Source organism: Nocardia gamkensis NBRC 108242, assembly GCF_001612985.1.
In the GTDB taxonomy this organism is placed as follows: Bacteria; Actinomycetota; Actinomycetes; order Mycobacteriales; family Mycobacteriaceae; genus Nocardia; species Nocardia gamkensis.
Window position 1 is genome coordinate 22,798 of record NZ_BDBM01000025.1, and the last position, 16,738, is coordinate 39,535.

General features: G+C 68.4%; 15 protein-coding genes and 1 riboswitch. Of the genes, 10 read left to right on the forward strand and 5 right to left on the reverse strand.

Translation table 11 applies throughout. The features are described from left to right. The first annotated feature begins 218 nt into the window (after positions 1-218). The 4 genes from NG1_RS20845 (at position 219) to NG1_RS20860 (ending at position 5,361) form a co-directional block, all read left to right on the forward strand. Positions 219-674 carry a hypothetical protein gene (locus NG1_RS20845; RefSeq protein ID WP_063910388.1) on the forward strand — a complete coding sequence of 152 codons (456 nt, stop codon included), beginning with the start codon at positions 219-221 and terminating at the stop codon, positions 672-674. A 54-nt stretch (positions 675-728) separates the two neighbouring features. Then, complete coding sequence (locus NG1_RS20850; protein ID WP_062973261.1) at positions 729-4,091, forward strand: error-prone DNA polymerase; 3,363 nt, start codon at positions 729-731, stop codon at positions 4,089-4,091. Between the two features lie 87 nt (positions 4,092-4,178). Next, positions 4,179-5,171, forward strand: a complete 993-nt coding sequence (locus tag NG1_RS20855) for a DUF4349 domain-containing protein (RefSeq protein ID WP_084499067.1) — start codon at positions 4,179-4,181, stop codon at positions 5,169-5,171. Beyond that, positions 5,128-5,361, forward strand: coding sequence for a DUF167 domain-containing protein (locus NG1_RS20860; RefSeq protein ID WP_040864983.1), 234 nt, complete (start codon positions 5,128-5,130; stop codon positions 5,359-5,361). Before NG1_RS20855 ends, NG1_RS20860 begins: the two co-directional genes overlap by 44 nt. A 47-nt stretch (positions 5,362-5,408) precedes the next feature. Here NG1_RS20860 and NG1_RS20865 read toward each other — a convergent pair whose 3' ends face one another. Continuing rightward, complete coding sequence (locus NG1_RS20865; protein ID WP_062973267.1) at positions 5,409-5,873, reverse strand: tRNA (cytidine(34)-2'-O)-methyltransferase; 465 nt, start codon at positions 5,871-5,873, stop codon at positions 5,409-5,411. A gap of 245 nt (positions 5,874-6,118) precedes the next feature. Between NG1_RS20865 and NG1_RS20870 the strand changes: the two genes are divergently transcribed. Continuing rightward, complete coding sequence (locus tag NG1_RS20870) at positions 6,119-6,364, forward strand: DUF3017 domain-containing protein (protein ID WP_051174893.1); 246 nt, start codon at positions 6,119-6,121, stop codon at positions 6,362-6,364. Positions 6,365-6,404: 40 nt separating this feature from the next. Here NG1_RS20870 and NG1_RS20875 read toward each other — a convergent pair whose 3' ends face one another. Beyond that, positions 6,405-7,046 (reverse strand): nitroreductase family protein, encoded by a 642-nt coding sequence (locus NG1_RS20875; RefSeq protein ID WP_062973269.1) that lies wholly within the window; start codon positions 7,044-7,046, stop codon positions 6,405-6,407. A 69-nt stretch (positions 7,047-7,115) separates the two neighbouring features. On the opposite strand from NG1_RS20875, the gene NG1_RS20880 reads away from it, so the two are divergent. Then, entirely contained in the window at positions 7,116-7,493 is a 378-nt protein-coding gene (locus tag NG1_RS20880; protein ID WP_040864986.1) for a winged helix-turn-helix transcriptional regulator, read from the forward strand. Positions 7,494-7,554: 61 nt separating this feature from the next. On the opposite strand, the gene metX is transcribed toward NG1_RS20880, so the two are convergent. Then, the gene (gene metX, locus NG1_RS20885; protein ID WP_084499068.1) at positions 7,555-8,712 is read right to left on the reverse strand and encodes a homoserine O-acetyltransferase MetX; all 1,158 of its coding nucleotides are present in this window, start codon (positions 8,710-8,712) and stop codon (positions 7,555-7,557) included. Between the two features lie 201 nt (positions 8,713-8,913). After that, a riboswitch (SAM riboswitch) is annotated at positions 8,914-9,024 on the reverse strand. A gap of 52 nt (positions 9,025-9,076) precedes the next feature. Continuing rightward, positions 9,077-9,790, reverse strand: a complete 714-nt coding sequence (locus NG1_RS20890; protein ID WP_084499069.1) for a TetR family transcriptional regulator — start codon at positions 9,788-9,790, stop codon at positions 9,077-9,079. Between the two features lie 132 nt (positions 9,791-9,922). Between NG1_RS20890 and NG1_RS20895 the strand changes: the two genes are divergently transcribed. From NG1_RS20895 to NG1_RS20905, 3 genes are all read left to right on the forward strand, one after another. Then, a complete protein-coding gene (locus tag NG1_RS20895) occupies positions 9,923-11,416 on the forward strand; it encodes an MFS transporter (protein WP_063910389.1) in 1,494 nt (497 codons plus the stop codon). 361 nt (positions 11,417-11,777) lie between these two features. After that, positions 11,778-12,995, forward strand: a complete 1,218-nt coding sequence (locus tag NG1_RS20900; protein WP_040864988.1) for an NADP-dependent isocitrate dehydrogenase — start codon at positions 11,778-11,780, stop codon at positions 12,993-12,995. 361 nt (positions 12,996-13,356) lie between these two features. Continuing rightward, positions 13,357-14,529, forward strand: coding sequence for an MFS transporter (locus NG1_RS20905; protein ID WP_062973273.1), 1,173 nt, complete (start codon positions 13,357-13,359; stop codon positions 14,527-14,529). A gap of 66 nt (positions 14,530-14,595) precedes the next feature. Here NG1_RS20905 and NG1_RS20910 read toward each other — a convergent pair whose 3' ends face one another. Further along, a complete protein-coding gene (locus NG1_RS20910; protein ID WP_062973275.1) occupies positions 14,596-15,237 on the reverse strand; it encodes a TetR/AcrR family transcriptional regulator in 642 nt (213 codons plus the stop codon). Between the two features lie 330 nt (positions 15,238-15,567). On the opposite strand from NG1_RS20910, the gene NG1_RS20915 reads away from it, so the two are divergent. Beyond that, on the forward strand, positions 15,568-16,738 hold a 1,171-nt coding region (locus NG1_RS20915; protein ID WP_062973277.1), incomplete at its 3' end, for a lipid-transfer protein.

A 16,738-nucleotide genomic window follows, 5' to 3' on the forward strand; every position in this document is an offset into this window, starting at 1 on the left:
GCTCCTTTGCAGGTGTGGTCGAAATGAAACTTACTCTGAAGTAAGTTCACTGCCAAGTGGCCCTGGTCACAGCCGCGAGCGCCGGGCCCGGTGGCGGCGGCGTGTCGCCCGGCGCGGCTCGGCGTCTTCGAGAACCGCACGGGTGCGGGGTCTTTCCGGGCGTGCGAAACGTTCGAACAACTGTCGAAACGTTCGAACATATGTGCGATACTCTGCGCATGTCGGACGATCGGATGGCGGAGGTGTTTGCCGCGGTGCGGCTCGGTGGCGTCGACCCGGCGGCGGGGCGGCGGGCGTTGGAAAAGCTCTGGGGTGAACTCGGCGAACACGGTGGAGCGCTGCAACGCTGCGTGGTCGCCCACCATCTCGCCGACCTCCAGGAGGAGGCCGCCGAGGCGCTGCGCTGGGATCAGCGGGCGCTGGCCGCGGTGTTCGCTCCCGGTGTGCCGCTGGACGAAGGTCTGCGCGGTTTCTTGCCGTCGCTCTATCTGAATCTGGCCGACAGCCACCGCCGGGTCGGCGAGTTCGAAGTGGCCGAAATGCAATTGGCCATCGCGCGCGGGCATCTCGACGTCCTGGCCTCCGATGCCTACGGCGCGCTCATCCGGACTCGCCTGAGCGGGGTCGAAGCCGCCCTCGCCGCCGGTTCCGTCGAACGTCTCTCGGTGGCCTGACCAGCCTGTACATCGATCTTGCTCGAATGTATGTTCGAGACGAGGAGGTGCGTTGTGGGCTGGGGAAACGGTCCGCCCAGCTGGGCGGAGATGGAGCGGGTGCTGTCCGGGCGCTCCGGACGGACGAATCCCGACGGGGTGGTCCAGGGCGACGGCGGCGACAGCCCGGCGTGGTCGCGCAAGCGCGGCGAGTACCGGCCAGAGCCGGTGCTGCGCGCCGCGGAACCGCCGGTCCCGTACGCGGAGCTGCACGCGCATTCGGCCTACAGCTTCCTGGACGGCGCCAGCCATCCGGAGGAGCTGGTGGAGGAGGCGGTGCGGCTCGGCTTGGCGGCGATCGCGCTCACCGATCACGACGGCTTCTACGGCACCGTCCGCTTCGCCGAGGCGGCCAAGGAGTGGGGGATGCCCACCGTCTTCGGAGCCGAACTGTCGCTCGGCACGGCATCCGAACCCCACGTTCCCGGCACCGCGCGCGGGCACGCCGCCGCGCCGGACTCGGCGCCACGCACCGGCGCGGCGGACCCGGCCGGGCCGCACCTGCTGGTGCTGGCTCGTGGCCAGGAGGGCTACCGCAGGCTCTCCCGCGAGATCGCCGCCGCGCACATGGCCGCCGGAGAGAAAGGAATCCTGCGCTACGACCTCGACACGCTCACCGCGGCGGCCGATGGGCACTGGCACATCCTGACCGGGTGCCGGAAGGGTCATCTGCGCCAGGCGCTCGAGCTCGACTTGCGCAGCGGCGGCACCCGGCTCGATCGCGCGGAAGCGGCGCTGCGTGACCTGACCGACCGCTTCGGAACCGACCGGGTGAGCGTGGAACTCACCCATCACGGCGTCCCGGAGGACGACGAGCGCAACGCTCACCTCATCGCCTTGGCCGATCGTCTCGGCCTGCCCGTGCTCGCCACCACCGGGGCGCATTTCGCCGCGCCGGGCCAGCGTCGCCGAGCCATGGCACTGGCGGCGATCCGGGCCAGGCAGAGCCTGGACGAGATCGCGGGCCGGCTGGCCCCGGCGGGCGGCGCGCACCTGCGGTCCGGGGCGGAGATGGCGCGGTTGTTCGCCGACTGCCCGCAGGCGGTGGCGAACGCGGCGGCACTGGCTCGCGAATGCGCCTTCGACCTGAAGCTGATCGCCCCGCACCTGCCGCCCTTCGACGTGCCCGCCGGACACGACGAGCAGTCCTGGTTGCGCGAACTCACCATGGCGGGCGCCGCGGCGCGCTACGGGCCGCCGGAGGAGAACCCGGAGGCATACCGGCAGATCGAGCACGAACTCGCCGTGATCGGCAAGCTGGAATTCCCCGGCTACTTCCTGGTGGTGCACGACATCGTCAGCTTCTGCAAGAACAACGACATCCTCTGTCAGGGTCGCGGCTCGGCGGCCAACTCCGCGGTCTGCTACGCGATCGGCATCACCAATGTCGACCCGGTGCGCAACCAACTGCTGTTCGAGCGCTTCCTCTCCCCCGAGCGCGACGGTCCGCCGGATATCGATGTCGACATCGAATCCGATCGCCGAGAAGAGGCGATCCAGCACGTCTACCGCAAGTACGGCCGCGAGTACGCCGCGCAGGTGGCCAACGTGATCACCTATCGCGGCAAGTCCGCGGTACGCGATGCCGCACGGGCGCTGGGTTTTTCGCCGGGTCAGCAGGACGCGTGGAGCAAGCAGGTGAGCCGCTGGACGGGGATCGGCGCCGAGACGAACACCGACATCCCCGCCGAGGTCCTGGAACTGGCCGCCGATATCGAGGGGTTGCCGCGGCATCTCGGCATCCACTCCGGCGGCATGGTGATCTGCGACCGGCCGATCGCCGACGTCTGCCCGGTGGAGTGGGCGCGCATGCCCGGCCGCAGCGTCTTGCAATGGGACAAGGACGATTGCGCGGGCATCGATCTGGTGAAGTTCGACATGCTCGGCCTCGGCATGCTCTCCGCGCTGCACTACATGATCGACCTGGTGCGCGAGCACAAGGGCGAGACCGTCGAGCTGCACTCGCTCGACCTGGCCGAACCCGAGGTCTACGAGATGCTCTCGCGCGCGGACTCGGTCGGCGTCTTCCAGGTCGAGTCGCGTGCGCAGATGGCCACCCTGCCCCGGCTGCGACCGCGCGGCTTCTACGACCTGGTGGTGGAGGTGGCGCTGATCCGTCCCGGCCCGATCCAGGGCGGTTCGGTGCATCCCTACATCCGCAGGCGCAACGGTGTGGAGGACGTCGTCTACGACCATCCGGCGCTGAAGAACGCGCTGGAACGCACGCTCGGCGTGCCGCTGTTCCAGGAGCAGCTCATGCAGATGGCCGTCGACGTCGCCGGATTCACCGCCGTCGAAGCCGATCAACTGCGCCGCGCCATGGGCTCCAAGCGGTCACCGGAACGCATGAAGCGCCTCGAGGCGAGGCTCTACCAGGGCATGCGCGAGCGTCACGGCATCACCGGCGAAGTCGCCGACCGCATCTACGAGAAGCTCTACGCCTTCGCCAATTTCGGCTTCCCGGAGAGTCATTCGCAGAGCTTCGCCGCGATCGTGTACTACTCGGCCTGGTTCAAACTGCATCATCCCGCCGCCTTCTGCGCGGGTCTGCTGCGCGCTCAGCCGATGGGGTTCTACTCGCCGCAGTCGCTGGTCGCCGACGCGCGCAGGCACGCGGTCGTGGTGCACGGTCCCGACGTCAACGCCAGCAGGGCCGAGCCCACCCTCGAGGCGAAGGGCACCGAGGTGCGCCTCGGTCTCGCCGCGATCCGCCAGATCGGCGACGACCTCGCCGAACGCATCGTCACCGCCAGGGGTGAGCGGCCCTACACCTCCTTCCTCGACCTGACCGGTCGGGTGGAACTCACTGTCGCACAAGCGGAATCGCTCGCCACGGCGGGCGCGCTCGGCAGCCTCGGCAGCACCCGCCGCGAAGCGCTCTGGGCGGCGGGCGCCGCCGCGGGCGAGCGCCCGGACCGGTTGCCCGGTACCGGCGCGGCCACCACCGCGCCCGCCCTGCCCGGGATGAGCGATCTGGAACTGGCCGCCGCCGACGTGTGGGCCACGGGCGTCTCGCCGGGCAGTTATCCGACGGAGTTCCTGCGCCCGCACCTCGACACGCTCGGCGTGATACCGGCCTCCGGCCTGCTCGCCGTGCCCGACGGCTCGCGGGTGCTGGTGGGCGGCGCGGTGACGCACCGGCAGCGTCCCGCCACCGCCGAGGGCGTCACCTTCCTCAATCTGGAAGACGAAACCGGCATGGTGAACATCGTCTGCTCGCTGGGGCTGTGGCGGCGGTACCGGCGTCTCGCCCAGGGCGCTGCCGCTCTGCTCATCCGCGGCCGGGTACAGAATGCCGAGGGCGTGGTGAGCGTGGTCGCCGAACATCTACAGCGCATGGATCTGCGGATGGCGTCCAAGTCGCGCGACTTCCGTTGAGCCGGTGCATTAAAGAAGTATTAGAAGCGTTCTAGGAAACAGTTATGTGGGGCTGTTCGCGCAGCGCAGAAGGCTACTGTGCCAGGCATGAGGAAGCTAGCTGTGCTGTGTGTCGGCGTGCTGGGGTTGAGTCTGCTCGCCGGCTGCGGTGCCGATAACCCCCAGCCCGCTCGAGACCGGACGTCGACGGCTATCACCGGGCCCGCCGCCCCCGCGCTCGTGCCGCCGGGAGTACACGAACTGGCGCCCCCGAAGCGGGACAGCAACTCCGGCGGCGAGCCCGTGTCCCTGCGCAAGGAAGTGGTCACCGGCAGCGTCGAGATCACCGCAGGCGCGCCCGTCGCCGCCGCGGGCACGATCATCGACCAGGTGCGCGCCGCCGGTGGCCGGGTCGACAGCCGCACCGAGCAACCCGGGACCGACGACACCGAGCCCAGCGCCACGCTCGTCGTCCGGCTGCCCGCGGACAAGACCGACGCGTTCATCGCGGACCTCGGCGGGGTGGGGCAGGTCACCCGGGTCACCACCAACCGCGACGACGTCACCATGCAGTGGGAGGACCTGGACGCGCGGATCAAGGCGCTGCAAGCGTCGGTCGAGCGGCTTCGCGCGCTCATCGCGGGCGCCACCAGCACCTCCGACCTGCTCGCCGCCGAACAGGCGCTGTCCAGCCGCCAGGGCGAACTGGACAGCCTCACCGCGCAGAAGCGGCGGCTCGACGACCAGGTCGCCCTGTCCACGCTGACCATCGAGATCACCACCGATCAGAAGAAGCCCGGCGACGACCCCGACAGCTTCTGGGACGGCATCGTCTCCGGCTGGAACTCCCTGGTGGACTGGCTGCGGGAAGCGGTCGTGTTCAGCGGCAAGGCGATTCCGTGGCTCGGCTTCCTGGCGGTGGCGGCCGCCGTGCTGTGGGGCATCGTGCGCCTGGTGCGCCGCCGTCGGAAGCCCGCATCGGGTGCGGGAGAATCAGCGCCCGCGAAGTCCGCGAGCAGCGCCGCCGATGGCGCGGAAACCAGCGCAGGAGGCAAGCGTGCCGACGGTGGTCAGGGCGACGATCAAACCGAACAGCCGTAAGGGCCCGCTGGTGGAAACCCTCGACGACGGCAGCCTGCACCTGTACGTGCGGGCTCCCGCCGTCGAGGGCAAAGCCAACAAGGCGGCCATCGAGTTGCTCGCCGAACACTTCGGAGTCGCCAAGTCCGCCGTCCGGCTGGCGGCGGGCGCGACATCGCGCTTCAAACGATTCGAGATCGACCTACCCTGAACGCGCTGTCTCGCTGTGGGTTCCGCACAGCCGATGGACGGAGCGGATCAGACGCCGCCGGGGAAGCCGAGTTGACGCCAGGCTTCGTAGACGGTCACCGCGGCAGCATTGGAGAGGTTCATGGAGCGACGGCCGGGCACCATCGGGATGCGCAGCCGGTCGGTGACGTGCGGGTCCGCCAGCACCTCCGCGGGCAGGCCGGTGGGCTCGGTGCCGAACAGCAGCACGTCGTTCTCGCGGTAGGCCACCTCCGTGAACCGAGTGGTGGCTTGCGTCGTGAACGCGAAGACCCGCTCGGGCCGCAACGCCTCCCACGCCGCCGCCAGATTCGCATGCACCGTCACCGACGCCAGATCGTGGTAATCCAACCCGGCCCGGCGCAACTTCGGCTCCGACAGATCGAACCCCAACGGCTCGATCAGATGCAGATGGCACCCGGTCCCCGCGACCAACCGGATCGCGTTGCCGGTATTCGGCGGAATGCACGGCTCGTGGAACATCAGATGGAACACGGGTGCCAGTCAATCAGGTGGGCGAGAGCGACCGACGATCAGCCGGGAAGCAGTCGGAGCGGCACCGCGATTCGCCGCAGCCGTGTGCCACTCGCCGCTGAGAATCGGGCTGGTTCCGATCGGGCTCGGTGACCTCCGGCGGACCGACGGGGGTGGTCTGCAAGAATCGGGGGGTGACCGATGCCGACGCGCCTGTCTCCGGGCGCCGCAGTGCGGGGGCGCAGTTTCTGCGCTCCCATCTGCCGATGGTGGTTGTGACGCTGGTCATCGTGGTGGCGGTGGTGTTCGTCGCGTCCGATCGGTGGCGGCGCGGGGCCTTCTTCTTCGGTGGTGCGACGCTGCTGGCGGCGGCGTTCCGGCTGTGCCTGCCGACCGCGCGGGTCGGGCTGCTCGCGGTGCGCAGCAAGCCCTTCGACGTGGGCGCGCTGACGCTGCTCGGTTCGAGCATCCTGTTCCTGGCGGCCACGATCAACACCCTCGGCGTCGGCTGACCGATCGGGAAGGGCGCCCCGGCTGCGTCGCCCATCGAGATCAGCGGGTGTATCGCTCGGCGAAAACCGTCCGCTCGCGCGGACGGCGGCCGGGATGAGGCGCAACGGTGTCGCTGTAACCGACCGTGACCAGGACCGCGACGGCCAGATCGACACGATCGCCGACACCGACGGCCTGCTTCACCAGTTCGGCGTCCCACCCGTTCATCGGGGCCGAGGCCAGGCCGAGGCCGGTGGCCGCCAGCATCGCGTAGGTGGCCGCGATCATCGCGTTCTTCACCGCGTTCTCCCGCAGCAGGCCGTGCCGTTCGAGCGCGTGATACTCCGCGCGGGTGTCGAACATGGCGGTGAAGTCGGCGTTCCACGCGCCGCTGCGGCCGGCGAGTTCGGCGATATCGGCATTGCCCGCTCGCCAGGCGTCGACATCGGCGAGGAAGACCAGCACCACCGGCGCCTCGAGCGGTTGGGGCTGACCGAACGCGGCTTCGTGCAGGGCGCGACGGCCGGCTTCGTCGGTCACCACGACGACCGACCGGTCCTGCATGTTCCAGGCGCTCGGGGCCTGCATGGTCAGGTCGAGGAGTTCTTCGAGCAGCTCCGGCGCTACCGGATCGGCCCGGTAATGCCGGACGGTGCGGCGGGTTCGAATGGCTTCGGCAACCGAAAGTGTCTGCGTTTCCATGATTCTTACTATCGGAGAGTGACACTCGAATAGGAAGAAGGCACTAAATAGTGCGCTACACTCCGAAAGGTGCCCACATACCTCGAAGGTTCCGGTCTCCCTGCGGACGTGTACTCCGCGAAGTGCCCTACGCGGGAGGTTCTCGACCACATTGCGGGCAAGTGGACGGTGCTGATCATCGACGCACTCGCGGACGGCACCATGCGCTACACCGATCTGCGCAACCGCATCGAGGGCATCTCCCAGAAGATGCTGACGCAAACTCTGCGGCAATTGGAGGCGGACGGATTCGTCACGCGCACAGTGCATCCGACGGTCCCGCCCCGGGTCGACTACACCCTCACCGACCTCGGCCACAGCCTGCGCACGCCGATCGCGGCGCTGCGGGATTGGATCGAAAGCAACATCAACCGGATCGAGGCGGCGCGACGAGGCGCGGCGCTCTGAGCGGGGGCGCGAGGCACAGTGCTCGGAACGTCGCGCGCGGACGCTTCGGCGCGGCGGACCTTCAGTGTTCGGGTCGCACACCCGCCCGGGCTAGTCGCATGGTCTCGGTCAGCAGCTTCGAGACCGCCGCCGCCTCGGTGAGGAATCCGTCGTGCCCGTCGCGGGAGTGCACGACTTCCAGTCCGTCGCAACCGGGCAGCAGATCGGCGAGTTCCTGCTGGGTCCGCAGCGGGTACAGCCGGTCGGAGTCGACGCCGCCGACTACGCACGGCACCGGCGTCGCCGCGAGCGCCGCCTCGATGCCGCCCCGGCCCCGGCCCACGTCGTGCCGGTTCATCGCCTCGGTCAGCAGCACATAGGTGGCGGGATCGAAGCGCTTGCACAGCTTTTCGGCCTGGTGGTCCAGGTAGCTCTGCACCGCGTAACGGCCGCCGTGCCACGGGTCCTCGTCGCCCTGGGGCTTGTTCTCGAACCGGTGGTCGAGCTCGAATTCGGTGCGGTAGGTCAGGTGTGCGATCCGCCGGGCCACGGCCATGCCCGTCAGCGGGGCGCGCCCGGTGCCGTGATAGTCGCCGCCCTGCCAGTCCGGATCGGCCTTGATCGCCGCGATCTGGGTGGTCTGGGTACCGATCTGGTCGGCGGTGGCGCGGGCGCCGACCGCGAGCACCAGCGCCGCCGCGACCCGCTCCGGTGCGCCGACCATCCACTCCAGCACCCGCATGCCGCCCATCGACCCGCCGACCACGGCGGCGAGCCGCTCGACACCGAGCAGGTCGAGCAGAGCGGCCTCGGCGGTCACCTGATCGCGAATGGAGATCTCGGGAAACCTTGCGCCCCAAGGCTTCCCGTCCGGCGCGGGACTCGACGGCCCGGTGCTGCCCTTGCAGCCGCCGAGCACGTTCGTCGCGATCACACACCATTCGTCGGTGTCCAGCGGAGCACCCGGGCCGACCATGCCGTCCCACCAACCGGGCATCTCGTGCACGTCGTCGGGCTTGCCGACGACGTGCGAGTCGCCGGTCAGCGCGTGTTCGACCAGCACGATATTGTCCAGTCCGGGGGAGAGTTCACCCCAGCGCTGCACCGCGAGGTGGACGTCCGGGATGACCGCGCCGTTCTCCAGGCGCACGTCCCCGATGGCGATGGTGCCGAGCTGTCCATCCGGGGGCGGCAGGAGGTTGCCGGAGGTCCGCGTGCTCGGTTCGGTGCTCACGGTCACGTCGCCGCCGTCGCGAAGCCGGCGCGTAGATCGCCCGGAATGTCCACGGTGGCGGCCACGCGGCTGTACGGCGCTGCCGGGTCCTGCTCGGTCCCGGGCGCGGTGAATTCACTCATGGTTTGCTCCCAAAAGGTGTTCGCCGGTACAGCAAGGGTTAGCGGTGTGTGGGTAACGAACAACAACACATGCCGGCGACCTCCTGTTACGCGCTTGCTCCCGACTCTCGGGAGCCAGGTCATCACCCGGAGCACCCCACCGCGGTTGGAGGGTTGCCGACCAGCGAGCCGGGGCTTGGCGCTGGTACTCATAACCTGCCCGGCATCATAACCGGCGGGCGGTCGGCGTCCGAAATCCTCCGCCGAACTCACTGGTCCGCGACGGTCGCCGCCCCGCAGCAGGTGCGTACGAATTCGTCGTACGCCTCGGTGAACGCGGTGCGCCCCGCCCTGGTCGCGGTCGCCAGGTCCTCGTCGAGGAACGCATCGTCGGAGCACTCCATGCCGATGTGGCCGATCAGTTGCCAGGTGCCGACGAGGAGCCGCACCGCGCGCGCGTCCGGTTCGGTGCCGAGGCGCTCGGCGACCACCGCCGCGATCGCCGTGTTCTTGTCGTCGGCGAGTTCCATGCTGCGCGCGCTGACCGAGGGGCTGCTGCGCAGGATCCGTTGCATCTTCTGGAACTGCCGGAACGACAACGGGTCGGCCTCGCCACCTTCGGCGGCTTGATCGACCACGTGCAGGAAGGCCGCGAGCAGCGCCTCTAGTTCGTTGCCCGTGCGCGGCTGCTCGCGCAGCGTCTCGGCGATCGTGCGCCCGAAATCCTGGACCGGCCCGAGGACGATGTCCTCTTTGCTCTCGAAATAGCGGTTGATCGTGCGCGGTGAGACGTCCGCCACGTTGGCGATCTGCTCGATGGTGGTCGCGTCGAAGCCCTGCGTGTCGCACAGATCCAGGGCGGCCGCGATGATGCGCAACCTCGTCTGCTGCTTCTTGCGTTCGCGCAGCCCTGGGGTCGCGGGGGCGCTCGCGGCGCGGTCGGCCGCAGCGCTCGCGCCCATCGGCGTCGATGACTCGAGCATGACCCCATGGTAACGCAACCTGTTGTTTTCCTGTCCTTAACGGTCAAATGTCGTACTACGACACTTTTCTCTTGACGACAAATGTCGCTCGATGACAGGATGGCTTCGACATCGAAGGACGAGGAGACGACCGTGACGGAACCCGGGACAGCGGCGCACGCGCCGCGGAAATCGGCCGCTTCAGCGCGCTGGCTCGCGCTGGCAGTGATCGCATTGGCCCAGCTCATGGTAGTGCTGGACGCCACCATCGTGACCATCTCGCTGCCGTTCGCGCAGCGTGATCTCGACATCAGCGACGGCAACCGGCAATGGATGCTCACCGCCTACACGCTGATCTTCGGCGGCTTGCTGCTGCTGGGCGGCAGGCTGGCCGACTACCTCGGCCGCCGCCGGATCTTCATCGTCGGCCTGATCGGCTTCGCGGGCGCTTCGGCGCTGGCCGGGCTCGCTCAAACCGGGGCGGAACTGTTCGCCGGGCGCGCGTTGCAGGGCGCGTTCGCTGCGCTGCTGGCCCCGGCCGCGCTCTCGCTGCTGTCGGTGACCTTCACCGAGCCCGGAGAGCGGGCCACCGCTTTCGGCGTGTTCGCGGGCATTTCCGCGGGTGGCGCGGCGCTCGGCCTGATCGCGGGCGGCGCGCTCACCGAGTACGCGTCGTGGCGCTGGTGCCTGCTGGTCAATACGCCGATCGCGCTGATCGCGCTGGTCGGCGCGCTGGCTTGGGTGGCGAAGGACGTGCCTGCGCCGCGCAGCGGAGGATATGACGTGCCCGGTGCCGTCACGGTGACGCTCGGCCTGATCGCCATCGTCTACGGCTTCAGCCGCGCCGCCGACGACGGCTGGCTGGCGGGCAGCACCCTGGGGCTGCTCGTCGCCGGACTGGCTCTGCTCGTCGCCTTCGTGGCGATCGAACGGCGCTCCTCGAATCCGCTGCTGCCGTTGCACATCCCGGGTGAGATCAACCGCGGCGGCGCCTTCCTCGCCGCGCTGCTCATCCCGATCGCGATGTTCGCGATGTTCCTGTTCCTGAGTTTCTACTTCCAGATCACGCTCGGCTACTCCGCGCTGAAGGCGGGCTTCGCGTTCCTGCCCTTCCCGGCGGGCATCGCGATCTCGGCGGGTGTCACCAGCGCTCTGCTGCCGAAGCTCGGCCCGCGTCCGCTGATGCTGGCCGGCGCCGTGCTGGGTGTCATCGGCCTGCTGCTGCTGGCCCAGCTGAGCTACGGCGACAGCTTCCTGGCCGGGGTGCTGCCCGCGCAGGTGCTCATCGCGCTCGGTATGGGTCCGTTGTTCGTCGGGATGCAGACGGTCGCGCTGCATCAGGTCGAGGAAGAGGACTCCGGCGTCGCCTCCGCGCTGCTGAACGCGGCGCAGCAGGTCGGCGGCGCGGTCGGGACGGCGCTGCTGACCACGATCTCGGTGCAGGTCGCGAAGTCCTTCGCGCAGGACAACCCGGGCATCGACAACCTGGCCGCGCGGGCCGCGATCCACAGCTACGACGTGGCCTTCTACGTCGGCGCCGGGTTCTTCCTCGCGGCCGTCCCGATCATCGCGCTGATGATCCGGGACCGGCCGGAGAACCTGATCGAAGGTTCCGAGGAGGGGGCCCGGATCCCGGTCGGGGTCTGATCCGCCACGAACGAGGTCCGCGCGACGCCGGTGAGGCCGCGCGGACCTCGTCGTCTGCCGGATGGTTGCCGGGCCAGGACGGAAGGCGGATCATGGCGACGACGGCGGTTGCGTGAACGCCCTTCGCGGTGCTCGGGGCCGTCGTCGACCTACCAATCGGTAACAAAGGTGGCGCAGCTCACTCCGGGGGCTGCCCGTGCGGTGAGGACTCGGGCAGCAGTACGCTCGTCTTGTTTGCACCACACGTCTCGCCGACAACGCGGGACATATACGTTGTCTGTTGGAACAGCTGGGGTCCGCTCACAAGCGTGTTCGCCTGGCCGTGCAATGAGGGCACCATCCTAGGAGGACACGAAGATCCATGTCCAAGATCAAGGTTGAAGGCACCGTCGTAGAACTCGACGGCGACGAGATGACCCGGATCATCTGGCAGTTCATCAAGGACAAGCTGATCCACCCCTATCTCGATGTGAACCTGGAGTATTACGACCTGGGCATCGAGTACCGCGACAAGACAGACGACCAGGTCACCGTCGACGCCGCCGAAGCCATCAAGCGGCACGGTGTCGGTGTGAAGTGCGCCACCATCACCCCGGACGAGGCGCGGGTCAAGGAATTCGGCCTCAAGAAGATGTGGCGTTCGCCCAACGGCACCATTCGCAACATTCTGGGCGGCACCATCTTCCGTGCCCCGATCATCATCTCGAACGTTCCCCGGCTCGTTCCCGGCTGGACCAAGCCGATCATCATCGGCCGCCACGCGTTCGGCGACCAGTACCGCGCCACCGACTTCAAGGTGTTCCAGGGCGGCACCGTTACCTTGACCTTCACCCCGGACGACGGCAGCGAGCCGATCGTGCACGAGGTCGTGAAGATGCCCGAGGACGGCGGCGTCGTCATGGGCATGTACAACTTCCGCAAGTCCATCGAGGATTTCGCGCGGGCGTCGTTCAACTACGGCCTGCAGCAGAACTACCCGGTGTACATGTCGACGAAGAACACCATCCTGAAGGCCTACGACGGCATGTTCAAGGACACCTTCCAGGACATCTTCGACGCCGAGTTCAAGAGCCAGTTCGACGCCGCGGGCCTGACCTACGAGCACCGCCTCATCGACGACATGGTGGCCTCCTCCATGAAGTGGGAGGGCGGCTACGTCTGGGCGTGCAAGAACTACGACGGCGACGTGCAGTCCGACACCGTGGCCCAGGGCTTCGGTTCGCTCGGCCTGATGACGTCGGTGCTGCTCACCCCGGACGGGCAGACCTGTGAGGCCGAGGCCGCGCACGGCACCGTCACCCGGCACTACCGGCAGCACCAGCAGGGCAAGCCGACCTCGACCAACCCGATCGCGTCCATCTTCGCCTGGACCCGAGGGCTCGAGCACCGCGGCAAGCTGGACAACACCCCGGAGGTCATCGGCTTCGCGCAGACCCTCGAGGACGTCGTCATCAAGACCGTCGAGGGCGGCCAGATGACCAAGGACCTCGCGCTGCTCGTCGGCGGGGATCAGGGCTACCTGAGCACCGAGGAATTCCTCGGCGCCCTGGACGCCAACCTGGCTCGCGCACTGCGCTGAGTTCGCGGGCGCCGACGAGGCGCCGAACCGTGGGGCCGAGCCGTGTCGCTCGGCTGACTCCGGCGCTGGGTGCTCACCCAGCGCCGGGCTGAACATCGGGCACCCGCCCCACCCGCCGGTGGAACGGGTGCCCGCACTGTTTCTCGATCAACGCGCTCCGGCTTCGCGGCGGGAGTGCCCGTGCGGTGCGGTCGACGATTCGCGAGGTTGACCAGCGTCGTTCATCGACATCACGGTGGGCGAACTCACGTTCGCCCGGGAAGCGGATACGGGTTGGGACCGGTTACATGAACACGTGACCAGCCCCGTGACGACCAGTACCGCCACCCCACCCGGACGAACCGCTTGGCATGTACCGGCCATGCTGGCACTGGCCCTCGGCGGATTCGGGATCGGGACGACCGAATTCGTCACCATGGGTTTGCTGCCGGATATCGCCTCGGACATGCACGTCTCCGAGCCCACGGCGGGACACGCGGTGTCGGCCTACGCGCTCGGCGTGGTGATCGGCGCGCCGTTGATCGCGGCGCTGTGCGCGCGGGTGGCACGCAAGCGGCTGCTCATCGCGCTCATGGCGGCGTTCACCGTGGGCAACGCGGCGACCGTGGTGGCGCCCTCGTTCGAGACGCTGGTCGCGGCGCGGTTCGTCTCGGGATTGCCACACGGCGCCTACTTCGGCGTCGCCTCGCTGGCCGCCGCCACTCTCGCCCCGGCGGGACAGCGGGCCAAGGCGGTTGCGGCGGTTATGCTGGGGTTGAGCGCCGCCAACGTCGTCGGCGTTCCCGCAGCTACCTGGCTCGGGCAGCATCTCGGCTGGCGCGACGCGTTCGTGGTGGTCGCCTTGATCGGTGTCTGCACCGTGGCCGCGCTGCTGCGCTTCGTACCGGTACTCACCGGCATCACCATGACCGATCCCATGACCGAACTCGGCGCGCTGCGGCGTCCGCAGGTGCTGTTGACGCTGCTGGTCGGCGCGGTCGGGTTCGGCGGCATGTTCGCCGTCTACACCTACATCGCGACCACGCTCACCGACGTCGCCGGTCTGCGGGCCGGGGTGGTCCCCCTGGTGTTGATGCTGTTCGGCGTGGGCATGGTGATCGGAAACATCGTCGGCGGCGTGCTCGCCGACCGTGGCGTGGATCGTGCCATCTCGGTGTCGATGGTCGCGATGACCGTCATCCTCGGTGGATTCGTCGCCGCCGCGCACAACCCCTATACCGCGGCCTTCGGCGCGTTGCTGGTCGGCGCATCCGGGGCCGCGCTGGCGCCCGGGCTGCAAACGCGTCTGATGGACGTCGCGGCGGATGCCCAGACCCTCGCCGCCGCCCTCAACCACGCCGCTCTGAACATCGCCAACGCCGCGGGAGCCTGGCTCGGTGGCCTGGTCATCGCCGCGGGCCTCGGTTACACGGCCCCGGCCGTGGTCGGCGCCGCCTTGGCCGCGACCGGCGTGTTGCTGTTCGCGGTGACGGTCTGGACCGCGCGGAAATCGCGGGACCGAACAGCGGGCGGCACGGTGGCAGTGCCGCAGTAGCGCTTTCGCTGGTCATCGGTGACCGCCGGGCGCGGGCGGTGACAGGACCGGACTCGCCGCTGAGGACTATTCGGCGGGGCGGCCGGCGAGCGCGCGGCCCGCGATCTCGTGCAGGTGCGCCGAGGCGCGGCGCCACCGGCGACGGGCGCGTTCGTCGTCCGGATCGACGAAATTCGAGATCAGGATGCCGCGCAGCGCGTCCATGGCCGTGTAGATGAAGTCGCGCGCCTCCTTGCGGCGCACGTCGTCCGGCACGAAACGGGCGACCGCCAGCAGGACGGCGTTGTTGACGAACGGCTCGACCTTCTCCATCGCCGCGGCCAGTACCGGATCGGTGCGCCCCGCCACCCACAGTTCGACGGTCGCGATGAACAGCGGACCCTGGTGCAGGTCCCACAGGAACTCCAGCGCCGCCGTCACCGGATCGTCACCGGCTTCGACCCGCGACATCTCCCGCATGGCGGTCTCGGCGCGCAACTGCGCCAGATGACTGATCGCGGCCACCACGAGATCGGTTTTCGAACCGAAGTGATGCACTTGGGCCCCGCGAGTCACCCCCGCGCGTTCGGCCACCCGTGGCGTGGTGGTGCCGGAGTATCCGTACTCGACCAGACAGTCCACCGTCGCGTCCAGCAGGCGGGTGCGCATCTCGGTGCTGCGCTGCTCCTGCGTCCGGCGCTGCTGCTTCACGACTACGCTCCTGGCCATCGCTCGATCTTACACTTACATACACTGCTGTATGTTCTGGTCGGCGGAGGCGATGCCGCCATGGTTCGGAAATCGTCCGAAGCGCGCTCCTCCGCCCGCGCGACCGTCATCCTCGTCGATCGACCGGCGATCATCTGATCAGATCTATCCAGCACGGTAATCAAAGAACATGCATGTCTCACTGTATGTAGCAGGTGAGACGCAATCGGCTGGTTACCGGCATGGAGCTTGCACTGCCAGGCAAACCTCTTGCTCACTTACATACAACCTTGTATGTTTGTTTTCACTCGTTCGGTCGCCTCGCGGCGTACGTACAAACTGAGGAGTTCGATGGCGAACAAGGTCTACGTGGTCGGTGTCGGGATGACGAAGTTCGAGAAGCCGGGCCGCCGCATGGTCGAGGAAGCCGACGGCACCACCCGCGCGTGGGACTACCCGGACATGGCCCGGGAATCCGGCACCAAGGCGCTCGCCGACGCGGGAATCGACTACAGCCTGGTGGAACAGGCCTACGTCGGTTATGTCTACGGCGAATCCACCTCCGGGCAGCGTGCCGTCTACGAACTCGGCATGACCGGCATCCCGGTGGTCAACGTGAACAACAACTGCTCCACCGGCTCCACGGCGCTGTATCTCGCCGCGCAGGCGATCCGGGGCGGTCTGGCGGAATGCACGCTGGCGCTGGGCTTCGAGAAGATGCAGCCCGGCTCGCTCGGGTCCACCTGGGACGACCGCGAGCAGCCCATGGCCAAGCACGTCATGGCGCTGGCGGAGATCTCCGAGGTGCTGTTCCCGGTGGCACCGTGGATGTTCGGCGCCGCGGGGCGCGAGCACATGAAGCAGTACGGCACCACCGCCGAGCATTTCGCCAAGATCGGCTACAAGAACCACAAGCACTCGGTGAACAACCCGTTCTCGCAGTTCCAGGACGAATACACCCTCGACGACATCCTCGCCTCGCGGATGATCTACGACCCGCTCACCAAGCTGCAATGCTCGCCGACCTCCGACGGGTCCGGTGCGGTCATCCTCGCCGGTGAGGACTTCGTCGACGCCCACGACCTCGCCGGGCAGGCGGTGGAGATCGTCGGCCAGGCGATGACCACCGACTTCGCCTCGACCTTCGACGAGACCGCCAAGAACCTGATCGGCTACGACATGAACATCCAGGCCGCGCGGAAGGTCTATCAGCAGGCGGGGCTCGGTCCGGAGGACTTCCAGGTCATCGAGTTGCACGACTGCTTCTCGGCCAACGAACTGCTGCTCTACGAAGCGCTCGGACTGTGCGGCGAGGGCGAGGCAGGGCAGCTGGTCGACGACGGTCAGACCACCTACGGCGGCAAATGGGTGGTCAACCCCTCCGGCGGCCTGATCTCGAAGGGGCATCCGCTCGGCGCGACGGGGCTCGCCCAGTGCTCGGAGCTGACCTGGCAGCTGCGCGGCGCCGCGGACAAGCGGCAGGTGGACGGCGTCACCGCCGCCCTGCAACACAACATCGGCC